Genomic DNA, 17,241 nt, shown 5'->3' with positions numbered 1-17,241 from the left:
ACGGGGCCTGCCGCCGTCACCTTCACCCTCCCGACACGGAGGTCTTCACCCATGCACGAATCCGTGCTGACCGCTGTCCAGATCGCCGTCACCCTTGGCCTGGTGGCGTGGATGATCACCGGCTTCACGCCTCTGCCCGGCCGCTGGCTGCGCTGGAAGATGTTCTGCCGGGCCACCTTCACCATCGTCACGCTCACCGGCACCACCAAGGACGGCCGCACCGAGCTGGTCAACGTATACGACCACCTCTCGCCCGGCTCCTTCATCCTCGGACCACCCCAGCTCCAGGCGATCCTCGACCACCTCACCCGCAGCGGCCGGTACGAACGGATCGACGGCACAGGCCGCGTCCTGTCCGCCCGCGGCGAGCAGCCCGTGAAGGTGGTGAGCAGCCGTGTGGTTCTTTGACGCGCTCGCCTCCGGCTTCACCCACCCCACCGACCCCGGCCGGCTCCAGTGGTTCCGCATCCTCTTCGGCACCATCCTGACCGCCCGGTTCGCCCTGACCTTCGGCCAGGGCGGATGGGACCGCTTAACCGTCGGCTCGCTCAGCCTCCACCTCGCCGAACAGCGCTTCGGCCCCCGGCGGGCCCGGCTCCTCGCCAGCGTCTACCGGCCCGCACTGATCGTCCGCACGATCGCCGTCCTCGCCCTGGCCGCCGGGCTCGTACCCCGCCTGTCGCTGCTGGTGGTCCTGGCCGGCGCCGCCATGGAACTCCTGTACCTCAAGAGCCCCAACGCCGTCCGGTACACCCTGTTGACCGGCTCCTGCCTCCTGCTCGCCGGAGACCTCGGCCACGGCCTGACCATCGAGCACAGCCTGAGCACGGCGAACACCTGGGCGCAGTGCCTCCTCGTGCTGGTCACCACGGACATCTACTGGAACAGCGCCTGGCAGAAGCTCCGCTCCCCCCAGTTCCGCAGCGGCCTCTACCTCGCCCAGTGGATCCACACCTACAACCAGGTCAAGGACCAGCTCCCGCACCGGCGCGGCCAGTACGCCGTCCCCAGCCTCGTACGCCGCCACCTGGGCAATCTCACCGACCGCGACATCCGCACCTGGCGCCTGATCGCCGCCACGGTCGTCACGGCGGAGTTCGCGCTGCCGCCCGCGTTGCTCATCCCGCAGACGATGCCGTACGCCGTCGCCGCCGGCATCGCGATGCACGCCGCGTTCAGCTGCCTCAAGCCCCGGCAGCTGATCACCTTCTCCGGCCTGACGACGGGAACCTACTTCGCCTTCGCCGCCTGATCCTGACCCCGGTCCACCCGACGTGACGTCGCCGTCGGGCGGGCATCTGTCCGAAGACCGCGGGAGTCGAGGACCCGGCGTTGTGGGACAACCCTTTCGTCCGCCCCCGCTACCAACGCGCCGGCCCCTCGACACCGCGTCGAGGGGCCGCAATTATGTGGGGCGGCCAGCGCTACCGCGCAGGCGAGACCGCTTCGACCGGGCGGGACCCGGCGGGCGGCTGCGCGGCCGGGGCGTCGTCGCTCTCGATGTCAGAGAGATCGGTTCGTTCTTGCGTGATCGTCATCGCTGCACCTCCAGAGCAGCAGCGGGTTTTTCGGTGGTCTCCTGAGGTGACACGATGATCAGCCGCCGTGATCCATTGACCGCCCGGGCCAGCCTGAGCTTCTGGCCCCAACCGCCCAAGACATGAGCGAGAGCGGGCCACGACTCGAAGGTCTCCAACGTGAGGACGTTGCGACGGCGCACCACCGCCGGGATGTGCAGCAGCGTCAGATGGACGTAGATCATGTGCATGGCCTGCGGCGCTATGTCTTGCGCCGTCACGTGCAGCTGCGTCTGCGGATTCAGGCCGTGCTCCAACATCGCCTGCGACAGGGCGATGATGAACGCGCCCGCGCCGCAGCTGGGTTCATACACATTGGCGAAGCCGTCCCTCTGCACCTGCTCGACCACCGAGTCGATCTGCATCTCGGCCATCAGCTGGGCGATGTCGTAGGGCGTGTAGTACTGGCCGAGCCGCTCGTTGCCGAGCTCCAACTCCATGTAGAGGCGGCCGAGTACGTCGCAGGGCTCGCGCTCCATCTCCGCGGTCACCAGCGTCAGGGCGTGCGCGAAGCGGTCCAGCTCTGTTCTGCTGTAGCGGCCGGCGATCTGGAGGTACTGCCCTTCGCGGGCTTCCCAGGCCTCGCTCCCGTGGACGTCCACGGCGTTGCGCAGGGCCAGCGCCGCCATCTCGACGAAGTTGTCGAAGACCTCGCTCATCCGCTTCGCGCCGGTGTTCGCCGCCAGTAGCTTCACGATCTCGCGGTAGCCGCTCATGCGCTCGGCACCACAACAGCCGGAGCCTCGGAGGTCCGGACGACGCGGTGGACCTCCGGATCGAAAGGAAAGACCTGCAGGTTCCAGGAACCCTGAGCGGCGGGCCGCAGGAACCCGTACGGGCGTCCGTGAGTCATACGGTGCCCTCGGCTGTGTTGGCTGATTCCGCAGGGGGCTGTGAGTCGTCCTTCTTCGCCTGCTCGGCGAGGACCTGTTTCACCTGCCAGGCCGGTGCCCGTGTTGCCAAGGCGATGTCACGCCGCGTGGTACGCCGCAGAGCCAGGGCGTGCACCGCGGCGCGCAGGGCCTGTTCGCGTGCGTCGTCGGCGGCCCGGAGCGCCTCCAGCTCCGGTGTCACCGGGATGAGCGTGACCTCTGCCCTCACGCCGACGAGTTCGAGCCCCTCCACGGCGTTCGCCTCCGTCGCCCTCAGCGTCCGCCCGTGTGCGTACACCCCGTGCTCGGCAAGGTGCGGCACCCAGGTCCGGCCGCGCCGGTGGGTCTGGCCCTCGATGGTCTCGCTCACGCCGCGCTCCCCAAGTCCTCGATGACCTGCTGGACGAGTGCTTCCGGGACCGGCGCGGGCAGGACGATCTGCCGGTTCCCGATCCGGTACAGCGTGTGCGTGGCGTTGCTGCTGACCGCGGTGACGGTCAGCCCGAGCCTGGAGGCCGCGGCCCGGACCCGCAGCAGCGGGCCGCCTTCGACGCCCGCGCGCAGTCCCGCGGTGACCTCCTGGGCCTGCATCCACTCCTCCAGGCTCACCACCGGCTTGTGCACGATTTTCGGCGACCACACCCACTGGGAAATGGGGTTGCGCCGCGAGAACCCGGCGCGGCCGGTGCGGTTCGCCCGCCGGTTGTACACCTGATATCCGGTCAGCTTCGGGTTCGCGACCAGACCCTCGACCCTGTTGTAGGTCCACTCGCCCTCGATCGGGTACCGGTCGGGCTCCGCCTTGAGGATCGCGACGATGTCCGGGCCCTTCAGGTGCTCCTCGCGCCGGAGGCGGCACACCTCCCGGGCGGCGCCGAACCGGCGTTCGTCGGGGTGCGGAACAAGCTTCTTCTTCGGCCGCATCTCACCGAACCGGCCCTGCCCCCCTACTGGGGCGTCCTTGTCGACCACCGCGACGTAGGGGTAGGGCGGGTAGCCGTGGTTCCAGCCGCCGATTGCATGCTGGTACTGGCCGCCCATCGACATCTCGATCATTGTCGCGCGGTAGATCTCTGCCTCGGCCTGCCCGTACCTGCGGGTGCGCAGCCGGCCGGACTCGGTGCCGCCCGTCGGCTCGTTGGCGTAGATCACCTCTGCCCCGAGGCGCTCCAGCTCGTGCTCCACGGTGAGGCTGGTCAGCATGGCACGTGCCACGCGGTCGGACCGCTCGGCCAGGACGTGCGTGACGCCCATCTGCTCTGCGCGGTCCACGAGGTCCTGGAGGCCGCCGTCCCGGGGCGTTGGTACACCGAGCCCGTCGTACATCTCCTGTGGTCCCAGGCCCCTCAAGTGCGTGGGCAACATCCCGGACTCGACATCCCAGAAGTGCGCTACGAACTCTTCACCCGGGTCGAGGCTTTCGGCGGCGAGGACGACCTGCCGCGGGATGGACGAGGCGGGAAGCTGCCGGTCCTTGGTGGAGACACGGCCGAGGAACACCGCGCGGCGAGGACGTGTGTCGGCCTGCCGGTAGTTCGGCAGATGGCTGAGGTCAATGGGCGGGGCGAACGGGTTGGTCATGACGTTCCTACGGACTCGGAGCGGACAGTGGTGCTCTGCTGGGGCCCGGCGGCCCCCGGGGGGTGTTCACCGTGCGGCGTGCTCGTTGTGGAGGGTGACGGCCTTCTTGCACCAGGCCTCGCGCACGTCGGCTTCATCGCGGGCTCGCGCGCACTGGCCGCGCTGGTTGCCCATGCCGTCGGCCGTAGGAGTTCTCCAGTGCCTCTCACATCAGGCAACCTCGTTACTGCGCTTGCCCGCGGGCTTCGCAGCGAGGGCCTGCTGCTCGACGTGGCGCGCCGCGATGTACAGGCCCTCGCGGTTCAGGTGCCGCGAGTAGCTCGAGTCGAGGTAGAGCACGGGCACATCGCCCGCGGCCTTCAGCAGCGCCGGGTGCAGCAGGTGCTTGATCGGGCCCGAGCCGCCGCCGTAGACGTAGACGACCTCGGTCGTCGCGCCGGCCTGGGAGAGGACGTCACCGAAGGAGGAGACGATCTCGTCGACCAGGTAGCTGGCCTCGTCCTCGACGAAGCCGGCGGCGCGCTGGTGACGGTTCTTCACCAGCACCGACGGCTCCGCGTGGAGGAAGTCGGCCAGCTGCTTGCGCGAGGAGAACAGCAGCGTGGCGTCCGACTCGCTCATGCGCTCCATGGCGTTCATCAGCGCGGTGCCGTAGCCCTCGTCGAGGGTGGCGGCCGCCTCGGGGTTGAACCGGCCGTCGGTGAAGACCGGGAAGTTCACGGTGCCCTCGCCGACGTCGACGCCGATGGTGTTCTGCACCGCCACCAGATCGGAGGCCGAGACGCCCTCCACGAGGGAGGCATCGCGAGTGCGCAGATCATCGAGCAGGGCCTGTGCGAGCGGCTCGCCCTTGTCGGTGATGGCGAACTGCGCGGAGGCACCCTCGGCCATCACCTGGACGTTGACGAACTGCAGACGCACCGAGACGGGAGTGCTGAAGTTTTTGATCGTCACCAGGTGCACCGTCGGATCCGCGCTGCCCAGCAGACCGATGAACTCGGCGGCGTAGGCGTGACGGCGCGCGACGAACTCGGAGATCGGCAACGCCAGGCCGGCGCGCACCTGCACGCGCAGCTCGTGATCGGGCAGCGCGCCGTTCTCGCGGACGTGGTCGCGCAGGGCCTTCGCGGCGAAGACACCCAGGACCAGAACTTTGCTCAACTCCTGATCGGCCTTGGAGTGCTTACCCAACACCTCGAACTCGGTGAACTTCGAGCCACGCACAGACAGCGCTGCGCGGCCGAAGATCCGGCGGTCCGACGCCGCCACCAGGGGAGTGGTGAGCGAGCAGTCGATCTGGTTGTAGAAGTCGCCGGCCAGTACGGAGGCCGCATCCGCGTCGGGGAGCGGCACCTTCGGCGAGGTGCGAGAGGTCGAGACGACCGCGCTGGGCAGATCGATCTCGTCGAAAATCCCGCGCTTGGTGTTCTGGATGACGCCCTTGACGTAGCCGTTGCCGACGTCGATGCCGCCGGTGAGAGTAATGGTGTCGTTGCTGTTGGCGCTCATGAATTCGGTCCCTCGGTGTCTGTGTTGTCTGCCTGGAAAATGAAATTCACCGCGTCACTCAGCGCCGAGTACTCGCCATGATTTCGTCGATGGATGCCTGCTTCGGCGGCTCCGGCGGTGCGCTGGGGGCGCTTGCCGCGGGCTCCTCGGCCGTTTCAACCGGTGCGGGAACCGGCTCGGGCCGGGCTACCGGCGCTGGTGCTGTCTTCTCGACGACGGCGTCGGCCTGGTCGGTGACCACGGGCTGAGGCTGCGGCTGAACCGGCCTGGCGGCCGGACGGCGATCGGTTGCGGCCTCGTCGTCCTCGTGCTGCTCGGTGCTCTCCAGCGGCGGCCGGCCGCGCCGCGGCAGCTGCTCGACGGGCTTGTAGAAGACGTCGATGTATCCGTCGCGCTGAATGGACTCCCGAATGAGCTGTCGCAGCGACTGCGAGATGTCCGCCTGCTCATTGAGCCACTCGATCACCGAGGTGTCGGCAGCGGGCACGGTCCAGCGGACCTTGCGAGGTTCACCCGGATGACTCGCCATTGCACTCACCTCGCTCTGCCACTCGCTCCTGCACTTCATCCGGTCGTTCGCCGGATGTCTCTCGCTCTGTCACATGGACTCACCACCCCTCGTGTTTCCTCTCGAGTCCGAGTTCACTCTAGTGTCCCTATCGAGTCCTATGCAAGTCCCATTCGATACGCCGGGAAGGTGTCATGCGAGTCCCTATCGAGTACCGACAGGGACACTTGCGAGACACCTCGGCGCCTCCAGGTGGGGCGACCGCGCGCAGGCCGCCGAAGCCATGCGCTTCTGCGCCCCACCTGCGACCCCATGGGTGCTCACGCAGGACGCCTCCGAGACGCCCGCCGTACCGGCAGTGATCCAAGAAGGCCGCATTGGAGTACCTACGGCGTCCCGTCTGTGTCTCTTGGGAGACGCCACCCGGCACCCCTGCACAGGTGAGTCCTCAAAGAGCATCGGGGGCGACGCCGGAGCAGCACAGCCGGAGCGCGGTCGAGACACCAGGGGGACACGCACGGGACTCTGAGAAGCTCACTGCAATCAGTCGGCGTCTTATCGGCGTCCCTGTCGCGTCTCGGGAGTGTCCCGATGAGTCGCCTAAGAGACACGGGGGAGACGCCGTTTCACGGCAGTCCCGTGGGGCCGGGAAGCCTGACTGCACCCCCTTGTCGAAGCCCGCCGGCGGGCACGGCGGACCAGCCGCGGACGGCCGGCAGAGCGAGACCGGAACCGCCGGCGGCGTGCCACCGGAGCAGTGCTGTTGCGACGGCCGGTGCAGGGGTGTCATCGGGCCGTCGTGGGCACGCGGAGGAGAGCAGACGGAGAAGGCGCGGAAGCGATGCTTCCGCAGCAAAGGCCCGTGGGGTAGAGGAAGAGCAGAGGCATTTGCTGCGGAAGCAGCCCCTGGAGGAAGACGACAACGGCCCGATGACGCTGGAGCTGCTCGCCGTGCCCGATTGGCAGCTGGTCGCAGCAGTCGAGTCTCTCTTCTTCCGATGCGTCCACGGGGGACCACCCCGGACTCGCCGCGCAAGCGCGAGACGGAGCACAGCCCGGGGCCGGAACGCGCGTCGTCGACACAGTGCAGAACGCCCGCCTCGGACGCGGTGCATAAAGTGCTGGCACGCTGCCGCGGCAGCACCGGAGCGAGGTGAATCCACGTCGGTGCAGCCAGCACAACGCGACGGAGCGAGGCCGGCTGCGCCGCCGCAGCGAGCGGTGGAGCCGAGCGTTGTCCACAGCCGGAGCGACGGCGTCGCGAGAGGCCGGATCCGCTGCGCGGCGAGGGCTGTGCCGCCGGCGGCAGCAGGGCGATGAACCGGGGCTGCGCCCCGTCGGGAGCAGACCCGTACCCCCGCCTCGCTCGTGCCTCACGAGGACGGATCAGCGTGGGGGTACGGCCGTATCGCGGACGGCAAAACAGCAGTACAGCCAAAAGGTGCAATGACCAGGCGAAACAGCCAGACCCGTACCCCCGCTACGCGGAAGAAGGGGAGGGGTACGGGTCCAGAGGGTACGGACCGTTTCCCCTGATGTTCCAGGCTTCCGCTAACGCTCCAGCCGTGGAACAGCGAGGACGACGACAAGGAAGAAAAGGGCATAAGGGAACCTGATAACACGTGTCCTGCGGACCCTCGCTTCGCTCGGCCTCTCCGCTGCGCTCCGAGGACGTGTCAGTCGGCATAGCCGACGGGTTCCACCGCTCGCTTCGCTCGCCGGTCCGTCGGTCGCTGACGCTCCCTCCGGCTATGCCCAGCGCTGCGCTTGAGAGACGAATCCCCACCACTGCCCCGCTGCAGTTGTCCACAGATGCGGACAGCAGCAAAGGGTGCAGCAGTGGTGGATCGCCTGGCGCAGGCGGGAAGCGACGACCCGTGCGAAGGCTCGCTGCGCGATCCGTCCGGGAGCAGATCACGCCAGCGAGATCTTCCGGGTCGTCAGCCAGCAAAGCTGGCACGGGAGCTTGGTCGAACATCGAGATCACACGGACACCACCGGGGTCCGCACTCGATGGTCGCCACCCGCACCCGAGTCCACGAAGAGTCGCCACCGTGACGCATTCCCAGCCCGAAATCTCGCCCTACGACTCCGGAACCCGCTACGAGCCGAAGTTGTGGCAACCGAACAGCGAAGCCGTCGCCGAGGTGATGCGCTCCGACGAAGCCGGGGACATCGGCAACGTCGACTTCACCAACGGCGAGAACGGCACCGTCATCACCGCGCACGTCTCCCGCGGCAATGACGGGATGTACACCGTCCACCTCCTGCCGATGTGTGATGAGGATCAGATCCGCGTCGAGTTCCACCGGGAGAAGGGCCTGGCCATCATCGAGCCCGGCACCAGCCGGCCGGTATGAGCCAGCGACATGCAGGCCGCCGTGCCTGTCCAGACATCGTGGCCACAGCTCTCGACTCCAGCTGTGGAGACCGCCGAGTCACAAGGAGAGGAGACTCGAATGATTGCTGAAATGATTCCAGAATCGTTCTCGCACGTCGTCCTCGTCACCGGTTCCCGCACCTGGAACGACGAGAAGAGCATGCGTGAGACGTTCAACGACGCCTGGCGCGACTGGGGTCCCAAGAACGTCACCCGGCCGGTGCTCCTCTCGGGCCACTGCCCCAAGGGAGCCGACGCCATGGCCGAGCGCCTGTGGCGGGCCGCCGGCTTCGAGATCCGCACCTTCCCCGCCGACTGGTCGGCTCATAGGAAGCGGGCCGGCTTCCAGCGCAACCAGGAGATGGTCGACGCGGCCCAGGCGTTCCGCGAGGCCGGGGCTCAGGTGCTGTGCACGGCCTTCCTCGACCTCTGCCAGAAGCCCGGATGCCCGCAGCGAGACCAGGAGCAGCTCATGCCGCATACGCCGGGGCACTTCTCGCACGGCGCCATTCACTGCCGTGATCGCGCGCGAGCCGCGCGGATCGAGACGGCCACCGTGATCCATCCGTCACTGCCACTGTTCTGAAGACACACGAAGGGCCCTGCAGCGTGCTGCAGGGCCCTTCAAGGTCGGATGGGAGAAGTCGGCCGGGAGGCAAACACCAGGCTCGGCAAGCGCTACTTGCTCCGATCGATGTCGTGCGCCTCGTCGTAGGCCTTCATGACTGCCTTCGGGATGCGCCCCCGCTCCGCGAACTCGTAGCCCTCCTTCTTGGCCCACTCGCGGATCTTGTCACGCTCCTCGGGAGTCGTCTCGGGTACGACTCGCTTCTTGACCGGAGTTGTCTTCGCGGCTTTCCGGCCGACCTTCAGGTACGGCTTCAGCGCGTCCTCAAGCTTCTTCTGCTCCTCAGCAGTGAGATCGATTTCGTACCAGGTATCACCCAAGCCGAACGTCGCTGTAGCCGCATCCGGCTTACCACTGAGATCTGACTCGACAATGCTTCGAATGGCCATACCGGCGAGAGTAGCTGATTCGCAAGGACCTTGGAAAGTCTGTCGCAGCTATTCGAGATAAGTGTGTCATTTGGGGTCCGAATGAGACTCAAGAGTACTGCTAAACGAGCAGGATTGGTGAATGTCACTGCTAAAATCACAGCATCATGAGGGGTGTCACATACCCCGTTCTCCACCGACCAGCAACCCTGATCGAGAGGTCCCCGCCATGTCCACGCTCCATACCGTCGACAACCATTCGCTCGCCGACGAGGACACTGACCTCTTCACGCTGCTGTGCCAGCGCCGTGGCTGGTCGGATCAGTACCTGAAGGAGATCGAGTCCACCGAGCACGACGAGCTCCTGGACCTGGCCGAGATGGCCGAGGCCCTCCATGACGCCCGGACCACGGGCAAGAAGATCACCATCGCCCCCGATTTCGACATGGACGGCATCTCCTCCGGCGTCCTCGGCTACGCCGGCCTGGCCGAGCTCGGCTTCGACGTCGAGCTACACCTGCCCGACTACCGCCGCGGTCACGAGCTTGCGCCCGAGGACATCGCCGAGATCCACGCGAAGTGGCCCGACACGCGGGTCCTGCTCACCTGCGACGGGGGAGTGAACTCCCACCGCGGTATCGCCGCCGCGCGTGCCCTGGGCTGGAACACGCTGGTGACCGATCACCACGAGGAGCTCGCGCCGGGCTCGACTGCGGACGTCACCGTCGACCCGTGCCGGATCGACGAGACCTACGCCCACACCGGGATCTGTGGTGCGCACGTGCTCTACCAAGTGATCGATGCCTACGCCCGCGTGCACCGGCCCGAGAAGTTCTGGGAGATCCACTTGCTGCGTCTGTTCGCCGGCCTGGGCACCGTCTCCGACGTCATGCCCGTGCTGTATGAGAACCGCCAGCTGGTGCGCGATGCGATCTCGATCGCCCGCCTGCTGCGCGTCGCCGCGCCGAAGACGATCCCCAATCCCTGGGGTGGGTTCGACGCTGATCCCGATGCCATTGACGTCGAGCAGTCGATCCTGATGCAGCTGCTGCACACCGAGCCGCACCACCCGGTCTTCCTCCGGGCTTTCGAGGGCTTCGCGATCGTGCTCAAGGCCTTCGCGCAGGTCGGCAAGATCCGAGATGTCGACGACCTCGACGAGGGCTTCTTCGGCTTCTACCTCGCCCCGGCAATGAACAGCCCCCGGCGCACGGGGGCCTCGCTTGAGCCGTGCTTCGCGGTGTTCACGGCCGCCGGTGCTGACGTCAAGCTCAAGGCCGCCCACCAGGTGATCGAGAGCAACGAGCTGCGCAAGCAGCTGGTCATCGAGCACATGGAAGAACTCACCACCGGGGACCAGCCGTTGGCCCCGTGGGTGTACTTCTCGGACGCCTACCCGGGCATGTACGGGCTGCTGGCCAACCGGATGATGGAGCTCAACGGCCACCCGGTCGTCGTCGTAAACCGGCCCGCCGGCCCAGACGATTTCGTCAGTGGCTCCGGTCGCGCGCCGGGGTGGATCGACATCATCACCAGCCTGGAGCCGCATGACGGTCTCAGCGCCATCGGGCACCAGCAGGCCTGCGGCGTCCGCGTCGCGAAGGCCGAGAAGCTCGGTGACCTCGTCGCCGTGCTGCAGGAGGCCACCCAGGTCGCCCTGCTCGCCGTCAGCACCCATGGCCCGAGCGGCGATCTCGTGCTCGGCCCGGACGCCGACTGCGACGCCGGCCTCGAGGACCTGCAGCCGTTGTTCGAGCTGGTGCGCCGGACCGAGGGACTCAAGCCCTTCGGGCACGGCTTCACCGCTCCGGTCGTCGAGATCGCGATCGAGCCCCTGGGACTGCGCGTGGACCGGATCGGATCCGAATCGCAGCACCTGCGTCTGGTCACCCGGTCCGGCCTGTCCTGCCTGTGGTGGAACGTCGCCGAGGAGAAGTTCGACATGCTCCGGGGCTTCGTGCAGCGCGCCAGCCGCACCGAGCTCGGGACGCTGCGCTTCACGGCGACGCTGCAGCTGAACACCTTCCGCGGTGACACCCGCGTCCAGGCCGTCATCAACGAACAGATCACCGCGGCTGCTTGAGCCCCGTAGAGGAGGAGACCTTGACGACTTCACCGATCACCTCGCGTCTGCTCGGCATCGGGTGGTGCATCCTCGTGCCGTTCGCCGTCGTCGCGGTCTACCTCGGCCTCGGCACCTTCGCGGTCCTCCTCATCGGAGAGCCGATCGTTGCGACCGCCGTCCTGGACATGCTCGTCGTCGTCCTGGTCGGTTCGGTGAGGATCCACCGGCCCCGGCGGCTCGCGCATGCGCCGGCCCCGCAGCCGAGGCCGGAGGTCCCACGCATTGGGTGGACCGTCCTCGGCTGCACGGTCCTGGCTTTCCTCGCCGGCCAGTCACTGGCATTGTGGATCTACGTCATGGTCGGGTCCGCCGGTTTCGACGCGTCGAACCAGACGAGGCACGCGGCTGGAGCCCTGGCGACCCTGCTGCTCACGCTGGTCGCGGCTCCCGCGGGGGAGGAGGCCCTGTTCCGAGGGCTGATCTACCCGTTGCTGCGTAGGCGGGTAAGCATCCTCGCCTCCACGCTGGTCACCGCTGTGGTGTTCGGCCTGCTGCACGGGAGCGCCGTGCAGTTCGCCTCGACTCTGCCGCTGGCGGTGCTCCTGGCCCTGGTCTACGAACGCACGCGCGTGCTGTGGCCCTGCGTGCTCCTGCACCTGGGCTTCAACCTCGCTGCCGCCCTTGTCCCGGCACAGGCGCTCGGCGCTCTGGCGAACCCCGTTTCCGCGGTGTTCCTGTGCCTGGCCTTCGCTGGTTGTGCCTTGGGGCTCTACCGGCGGGTCGCCGGGGGGACTGCGCCAGGCGCAGTCCAGGGGCTGGGAGGCGAGTCCGCGATGCAGTAAGCGAGGTACTCAGCCTCTTCTGGAAAGCGATGGTGCCCTCCGTGCGGGACCTGACGGCCTTTCAGTCGCCGGTCCTGGCGCGGAGGGCATGCTCGTGGTGACCGGGGTGATCCGGTCACCGGGGGTGTGACTGAAAGTAATTGTTCAGTCATACTCATCAGGAGAGGAGAGGATCTCATCATGGCCATCGTCAGCACCTGCACGTACGACTCACGAGGAAAGCTCGTCCGTCCCGACACGCTCGACATCAGCCGTGCGAAGATCCGTCTGGACCTCGACACTGGTGAGAAGCCGACCTTCGATCGCGGTCACACGCACGTCTTCGTCGTCTCCGACATGGGCGTCACGGCCGAACAGGCCCGTGAGCGCGTGAACTCGAGGCTGCGCCGGTTCTTCGATCGCGCCGAGGCCGTCTACGGCTTCCGCAAGATCACGATGAAGAAGAGCCAGAGCAGGAACCGGCTCAACCTCAACACCACGATTTCCTACGAGATCCTCTACGTCGTCGAAGCGGACGGGCGATCCCGTAGCCGCAGTCCCGAGTCCCCCCATGCTGGATACCAGCGAGGCTGGAGCACGGTCACCCCTGGGTGATTCGCGCCATCCACGCCTCGCACTCATCAGCACATGCAAAGAGGCCGGAGAGCTCCCTTCCCACGGGGATGCTCTCCGGCCTCTCTGTTTTCACGTTCCAGTGCAACATCGATCACCTGGCGTCAACGATAGCAGCTGTCGTGGATCACTCGCAATGAGCAGTGGATGTTAGCCCAATGCCCTATCGCATCGAGTGGAGCCTCATGGATAGACGACTCGGACAGAGTTCCGACTCGTACCCGGAGGATGCGTCAGCAGCCTTCTGCGAGCCTCAGGAGGCCGAGGATGTTCCATGTGGCTTCCGGTCCCGTTGAGGCTCGGCCGCGCCGCCTGAGAGCCGTACGGCGGCTCGGCGTGGAAGTCCGTGTCCTGTGACAGTGAATCTGGATCGGTTGCCATCGAAGTTGGACCGAACGCAGTTCGTGACAGTGGAGACGGACCGCTGCACTGCTGCCAGCTGAAAGAGGCGAGACAGCCGCCTTGCCCACAGCCACTGCTCAGCCATAGGCAGCGGAGCCACCTTGTCTCGGCCACCAACTGCGGTCGATCATGCCGGGATGAGACCAGAAGTACAGGCGTTCGTGGCCAATGGCCCTCTTCCCGACTGGGACGCCGACGGAGAGGAGATCGACCGGCGCTGCGACCAGCTCGAAGCCATCGCCAAGCCCGTCACTGGCGAGGAGGCCCGGGCACTGGTCGCCTGCTTCGGCCCGGACGATTGCTACGGCGTCGCCTGGACCCTGCTGCACCTCATCGAGACAGGCCCGAATCCGGTCCTGACCACTGAGCCCGCCCCCGAGGCCAACGAGTGGCACCACACCCTCTGGACCCGCATCGTCAACAGCGGCCTCGCCCCCACAGCTTGACGCGCAAACCATGCGGTGTCCGCAGTGGTCCATCTTTGCTGTCACGAACTGCATTCGGTCCAACTTCGATGGCAACCGGTCCAGGTTCGCTGTCACGGGACAGTCCGCCTCGACTTGGTCGCCAGGGGGTGTATCGAGCTGCCAGCTGTACCACGAGGCGTGGTACACCCCAGAAAACAGCGTCTGACCTGGGCGAACACCTGTACCGCGAGGCTCTTTCCCGCATAGGGCGTACCACGTGGGAGCGCCGACGTGGTACGACGTTTTGCCTGGTCAACGAGCGTTTCCCGTCGTTGGACCACGAGTACCACGTTTTTTTGACCGTTTACATAGGGGACGTGTTCGGGGGGGTGCCCCTATCTCTTTCGTCAAGGGGCGGGTCGGTTGATTGGTGATGTTTCAGGCGGCTTGGGGGACGGCTTGAGGTTCGAAGAACGTGCCGTCGCGGAGCATCGCGAAGAGCACGTCGACGCGGCGGCGGGCGAGACACATCAGGGCCTGCTTGTGCCGCTTGCCCTCGGCCTTCTTGCGCTCGTAGTAGGCCCGGGAGGCCGGGTCGGACAGCGAGGCGAATGCGGCCAGGAAGAAGGCCCGTTTGAGGTGCTTGTTGCCTCTGCGGGACGGGCTCTGGCCGCGGATCGAGGACCCGGATCTCCGGGTTACCGGGGCGAGTCCGGCATAGGCGGCGAGGTGTCCGGCGGTGGGGAAGGCGGATCCGTCGCCGACGTCGATGAGGATCCTGGCTCCGGTCCTGACGCCTATCCCCGGCATCGACGTCAGGAGCTCGGAAAGAGGGTGCGAGGTAAGCAACTCCTCGATATCCGAGGCGAGTTCCTTGCGCTGGTCGAGCAGAGCGGCGAGGTTCTTCGCGAGCTTGGGCACGATCACCGCGGCCGCGTCGGTGCCCGTGACGACGACAGTCTGCTCGTCGAGCGCGGTGAAGATGTCTTCGACAAGGCGCTCGGCCATCCTGGGCGCCTTTGGCCGCAGCAGTGTGATCAGGCGCCGTCGGCCGGCCTTGCGGATCGCGCCCGGCGAGCCGAACTGTTCCAGCAGGGTGAGCACGGCCGGGTGCTGGATGCGTGGCCCCAGGACCCGTTCGAGGTGCGGGTGGATCTGGGTGAGCAGGCCGCGCAGCCGGTTGGCGACCCGGGTGACCTCGCCGGCGAGGTCGTCGTCGAAGCCCACGATCATGTGGAGTTCGGCGATGGTCTCGTCGTCCAGCTCGATGGAGCGGAGGGTGTGGGGCATGGTCCGGGCGCCGCGATGATCGCCGCGTCGCGTGCGTCGGTCTTGCCCTCGCCGGGATAGAGGTCTGCGATCCGCCGCATCGTCAGGCCGGGAAGGTAGGCCACCTCGCAGCCGGCGGCGCGGGCGACGGCCAGCGGCAGGGCGCCGATCGAGGCGGGCTGGTCCACGACGACCAGGACCCGGCCGTACTTGGCCGTGAGCTTGTCGAGCATGGCCCGCATCTTCGGCTCGCTGTTCGGCAGCGGCTTGTCGACGACACTCTTGCCGTCCGGTGTGAGGCCGGTGGCATGGTGTTCGCCCTTGCCGACGTCGAGGCCGAGGAACACGGCCACGTCGCGGGTGTCGATCACTTCGCTCCTCCTGGGAGGGTCTTGTCTTCCCGGCCAAGGCATGGCGCCGACATCCGGCAACCACGTTACGAAGAGCGTTGCCAGCGGACCGGCGCTCCTGCCCCTATTAGCGATCTACCGGCGCCTCCCGACCCGGTGACACCACCCCCCGGGTCATGGTCGACAGGGGGCAAAAGTCATGCCGGGCCAGAAGGCCGGGAGCCTCATGATCGAGGCCGTCTAAAAGGTAACTGTGAGAGTAGAACTGCGGCCCGGGTTGGGCTGCTGTCAGGATCGGCGCCGACGATCCGGCATGACTCACAAGGTAACTGACGGCTCGTCAGAGCTTGTCGTGCCCCCGAGATGTCTGCCGGACGTCGACGTCGGCCTGGCCCACCCCGTTGGCTTGATCAGCAGCTTGTCCGCCATCTCGACGTGACTCATCACAGTTCTGCCACGCGGTGACTCCACCCAGGCCGACGCCGACCACGGCCGTCCCGCCCTTGAAGGAGAACAACCGCGTGACCATGCTCGCAGAACAGGTCGACGGCGTCATCGGCGTCGACACCCACCGAGACACCCTCGCCGCCGCAGCCGTCAGCCCCATCGGCGCCGTCCTGTCCAGCACCGACGCCCCCGCCAACGCCCGCGGCTACCAGCGGCTGCTGGACTTCGCCCGCAAGCACATCCCCGGCCGCCGCTGCTGGGCGCTGGAAGGCATCGGCAGCTACGGCGCCGGCCTCGCCGCCTTCCTCGACCAGGCCGGCGAGCACGTCGTGGAGGTCTGTCGGCCCAAGCGGCCCGCCGTCCGCGGCGGGCGAAAGACCGACATGATCGATGCGATCCGTGCGGCCAAGGAAGCTCTGGTTACCGAGCACCTGATCCAGCCACGGCTCCGCGGCGAGCGCGAGGCGTTGCGTGTCCTGCTCGCCACTCGTCACGGAGCCGTCCTCGCCTCCACCGCCGCGATCAACCAGCTCAAGTCATTGATCGTGTCCGCGCCGGACGGCCTGCGCGCCGAGCTGCGGAAGCTCAAGCGGCCGGCCCAGATCGCCCGCTGTGCCCAGTTGCGGGACCGCCCGACACAGGACGTCGAACACCGCATGACGGTGCGGGCCCTGCGATCCACTGCCCAGCGCATCCAGGCCCTTCAGGCCGAGGCGAAAGAACTCGAGGGCGAGATGCTGGCCTTGGTCCGCGAGGTGGCACTCGAGCTCCTGGGCCTGCTCGGTGTCGGGCCGATCACCGCTACCCAGATCCTGGTCAGCTGGTCGCATCCCGGCCGATTCCGGTCCGAGGCAGCCTTCGCGTCCTTCGCCGGAGTCGCTCCAATACCCGCCTCCTCCGGGCTGACCAACCGGCACCGGCTCAACCGCAGCGGCGACCGGCAGCTCAACCGGGCCCTGCACACCATCTCGCTGATCCGGATGCGGCTCGACCCGACCACGAAGGGGTACGTCGCCCGCAGAGTCGCCGAGGGCAAGACCTCCCGCGACGCGCAACGCTGCCTCAAGCGAGCCATCTGCCGACAGCTCTTCAAGATCCTCGAACGCTCCGACCGAGACGCTGGCACGAACTCCGAGAATCTCGCTCAAGCGGCTTGACGCGATATAGCAGCCTCGGGGGGGGTGATTCGGGCAGCTCCAGTCCCAGCTCGCCAGTCTGCTCTCTTATCCCCCCTGCGCGTGTATCTGGTCTCCATTTCCTGGTACAAGTGGTACGGGGGGGTATATAAACACTGCCTGACCTGGTAAAACGCCTGTACCACGTGGAAAATGCCACGTGGTACAGCCTGCTCTTGAATTCCCGAAATTCCCGCTCTGACCTGGAAGAACGGGTGTACCACGTCACGTGGTACACGCTCGGATGCC

The 17,241-nt window shown here is 67.1% G+C and carries 15 protein-coding genes and 1 pseudogene; 9 read left to right on the top strand and 7 right to left on the bottom strand.

The window, feature by feature from the left end; genetic code table 11:
- Positions 1-408: hypothetical protein (locus ACIRA5_RS53055; protein WP_403705757.1), on the top strand; the 408-nt coding region annotated here is incomplete at its 5' end.
- The gene (locus tag ACIRA5_RS53050; protein WP_403705754.1) at positions 395-1,252 is read left to right on the top strand and encodes a hypothetical protein; all 858 of its coding nucleotides are present in this window, start codon (positions 395-397) and stop codon (positions 1,250-1,252) included. The genes ACIRA5_RS53055 and ACIRA5_RS53050, both read left to right, overlap by 14 nt.
- A gap of 282 nt (positions 1,253-1,534) precedes the next feature.
- Here the strand turns inward: ACIRA5_RS53050 and ACIRA5_RS53045 are convergent, their stop codons facing one another.
- The 5 genes from ACIRA5_RS53045 to ACIRA5_RS53025 all read right to left on the bottom strand — a co-directional run bounded on the left by ACIRA5_RS53045 (position 1,535) and on the right by ACIRA5_RS53025 (position 6,026).
- On the bottom strand, positions 1,535-2,293 hold the full coding sequence (locus ACIRA5_RS53045; protein WP_403705751.1) for an N-6 DNA methylase: 759 nt from the start codon (positions 2,291-2,293) through the stop codon (positions 1,535-1,537).
- Between the two features lie 133 nt (positions 2,294-2,426).
- Complete coding sequence (locus ACIRA5_RS53040) at positions 2,427-2,819, bottom strand: hypothetical protein (protein WP_403705748.1); 393 nt, start codon at positions 2,817-2,819, stop codon at positions 2,427-2,429.
- Positions 2,816-4,030 (bottom strand): recombinase family protein, encoded by a 1,215-nt coding sequence (locus tag ACIRA5_RS53035; protein ID WP_403705745.1) that lies wholly within the window; start codon positions 4,028-4,030, stop codon positions 2,816-2,818. The genes ACIRA5_RS53040 and ACIRA5_RS53035 overlap by 4 nt, the downstream gene beginning before the upstream one ends.
- A 210-nt stretch (positions 4,031-4,240) precedes the next feature.
- A complete protein-coding gene (locus ACIRA5_RS53030) occupies positions 4,241-5,539 on the bottom strand; it encodes a hypothetical protein (protein ID WP_403705742.1) in 1,299 nt (432 codons plus the stop codon).
- A gap of 58 nt (positions 5,540-5,597) precedes the next feature.
- Positions 5,598-6,026: a hypothetical protein gene (locus ACIRA5_RS53025; RefSeq protein ID WP_403705739.1), complete on the bottom strand. Its 429-nt coding sequence runs from the start codon at positions 6,024-6,026 to the stop codon at positions 5,598-5,600.
- A 2,075-nt stretch (positions 6,027-8,101) separates the two neighbouring features.
- Here ACIRA5_RS53025 and ACIRA5_RS53020 point away from each other — a divergent pair.
- Together ACIRA5_RS53020 and ACIRA5_RS53015 are read left to right on the top strand one after the other, a co-directional pair.
- Positions 8,102-8,407 carry a hypothetical protein gene (locus ACIRA5_RS53020; RefSeq protein WP_403705736.1) on the top strand — a complete coding sequence of 102 codons (306 nt, stop codon included), beginning with the start codon at positions 8,102-8,104 and terminating at the stop codon, positions 8,405-8,407.
- A gap of 111 nt (positions 8,408-8,518) precedes the next feature.
- Entirely contained in the window at positions 8,519-9,013 is a 495-nt protein-coding gene (locus tag ACIRA5_RS53015; protein ID WP_403705733.1) for an SLOG family protein, read from the top strand.
- A 92-nt stretch (positions 9,014-9,105) separates the two neighbouring features.
- On the opposite strand, the gene ACIRA5_RS53010 is transcribed toward ACIRA5_RS53015, so the two are convergent.
- Positions 9,106-9,444 carry an Lsr2 family protein gene (locus tag ACIRA5_RS53010; protein WP_403705730.1) on the bottom strand — a complete coding sequence of 113 codons (339 nt, stop codon included), beginning with the start codon at positions 9,442-9,444 and terminating at the stop codon, positions 9,106-9,108.
- Between the two features lie 208 nt (positions 9,445-9,652).
- Here ACIRA5_RS53010 and ACIRA5_RS53005 point away from each other — a divergent pair, with 208 nt between their 5' ends.
- The 4 genes from ACIRA5_RS53005 (at position 9,653) to ACIRA5_RS52990 (ending at position 13,790) form a co-directional block, all read left to right on the top strand.
- Positions 9,653-11,506, top strand: a complete 1,854-nt coding sequence (locus ACIRA5_RS53005) for a DHH family phosphoesterase (protein WP_403705727.1) — start codon at positions 9,653-9,655, stop codon at positions 11,504-11,506.
- Positions 11,507-11,526: 20 nt separating this feature from the next.
- The gene (locus ACIRA5_RS53000; protein ID WP_403705724.1) at positions 11,527-12,330 is read left to right on the top strand and encodes a lysostaphin resistance A-like protein; all 804 of its coding nucleotides are present in this window, start codon (positions 11,527-11,529) and stop codon (positions 12,328-12,330) included.
- Positions 12,331-12,510: 180 nt separating this feature from the next.
- Entirely contained in the window at positions 12,511-12,924 is a 414-nt protein-coding gene (locus ACIRA5_RS52995; RefSeq protein ID WP_403705721.1) for a hypothetical protein, read from the top strand.
- Between the two features lie 557 nt (positions 12,925-13,481).
- The gene (locus ACIRA5_RS52990) at positions 13,482-13,790 is read left to right on the top strand and encodes a hypothetical protein (RefSeq protein WP_403705718.1); all 309 of its coding nucleotides are present in this window, start codon (positions 13,482-13,484) and stop codon (positions 13,788-13,790) included.
- 399 nt (positions 13,791-14,189) lie between these two features.
- Here the strand turns inward: ACIRA5_RS52990 and ACIRA5_RS52985 are convergent.
- Positions 14,190-15,433: pseudogene (locus ACIRA5_RS52985) on the bottom strand (IS110 family transposase).
- Between the two features lie 464 nt (positions 15,434-15,897).
- On the opposite strand from ACIRA5_RS52985, the gene ACIRA5_RS52980 reads away from it, so the two are divergent.
- Positions 15,898-16,974, top strand: a complete 1,077-nt coding sequence (locus ACIRA5_RS52980; protein WP_403705760.1) for an IS110 family transposase — start codon at positions 15,898-15,900, stop codon at positions 16,972-16,974.
- Positions 16,975-17,241 lie beyond the last annotated feature (267 nt).

It is taken from the genome of Streptomyces sp. NPDC096311, from assembly GCF_044763085.1.
Classification (GTDB): domain Bacteria; phylum Actinomycetota; class Actinomycetes; order Streptomycetales; family Streptomycetaceae; genus Streptomyces.
The sequence above is the reverse complement of the archived record's forward strand: the minus strand, read 5'-3'. Positions and strand labels throughout refer to the sequence as shown.

Bases quoted from the DNA above. Each gene is read 5' to 3' on its own strand.
- ACIRA5_RS53045 (WP_403705751.1), bottom strand. From the start codon at position 2,293: ATGAGCGGCTACCGCGAGATCGTGAAGCTACTGGCGGCGAACACCGGC.
- ACIRA5_RS53035 (WP_403705745.1), bottom strand. From the start codon at position 4,030: ATGACCAACCCGTTCGCCCCGCCCATTGACCTCAGCCATCTGCCGAAC.
- ACIRA5_RS53030 (WP_403705742.1), bottom strand. From the start codon at position 5,539: ATGAGCGCCAACAGCAACGACACCATTACTCTCACCGGCGGCATCGAC.
- ACIRA5_RS53015 (WP_403705733.1), top strand. From the start codon at position 8,519: ATGATTCCAGAATCGTTCTCGCACGTCGTCCTCGTCACCGGTTCCCGC.
- ACIRA5_RS53010 (WP_403705730.1), bottom strand. From the start codon at position 9,444: ATGGCCATTCGAAGCATTGTCGAGTCAGATCTCAGTGGTAAGCCGGAT.
- ACIRA5_RS53005 (WP_403705727.1), top strand. From the start codon at position 9,653: ATGTCCACGCTCCATACCGTCGACAACCATTCGCTCGCCGACGAGGAC.
- ACIRA5_RS52995 (WP_403705721.1), top strand. From the start codon at position 12,511: ATGGCCATCGTCAGCACCTGCACGTACGACTCACGAGGAAAGCTCGTC.
- ACIRA5_RS52990 (WP_403705718.1), top strand. From the start codon at position 13,482: ATGAGACCAGAAGTACAGGCGTTCGTGGCCAATGGCCCTCTTCCCGAC.
- ACIRA5_RS52980 (WP_403705760.1), top strand. From the start codon at position 15,898: ATGCTCGCAGAACAGGTCGACGGCGTCATCGGCGTCGACACCCACCGA.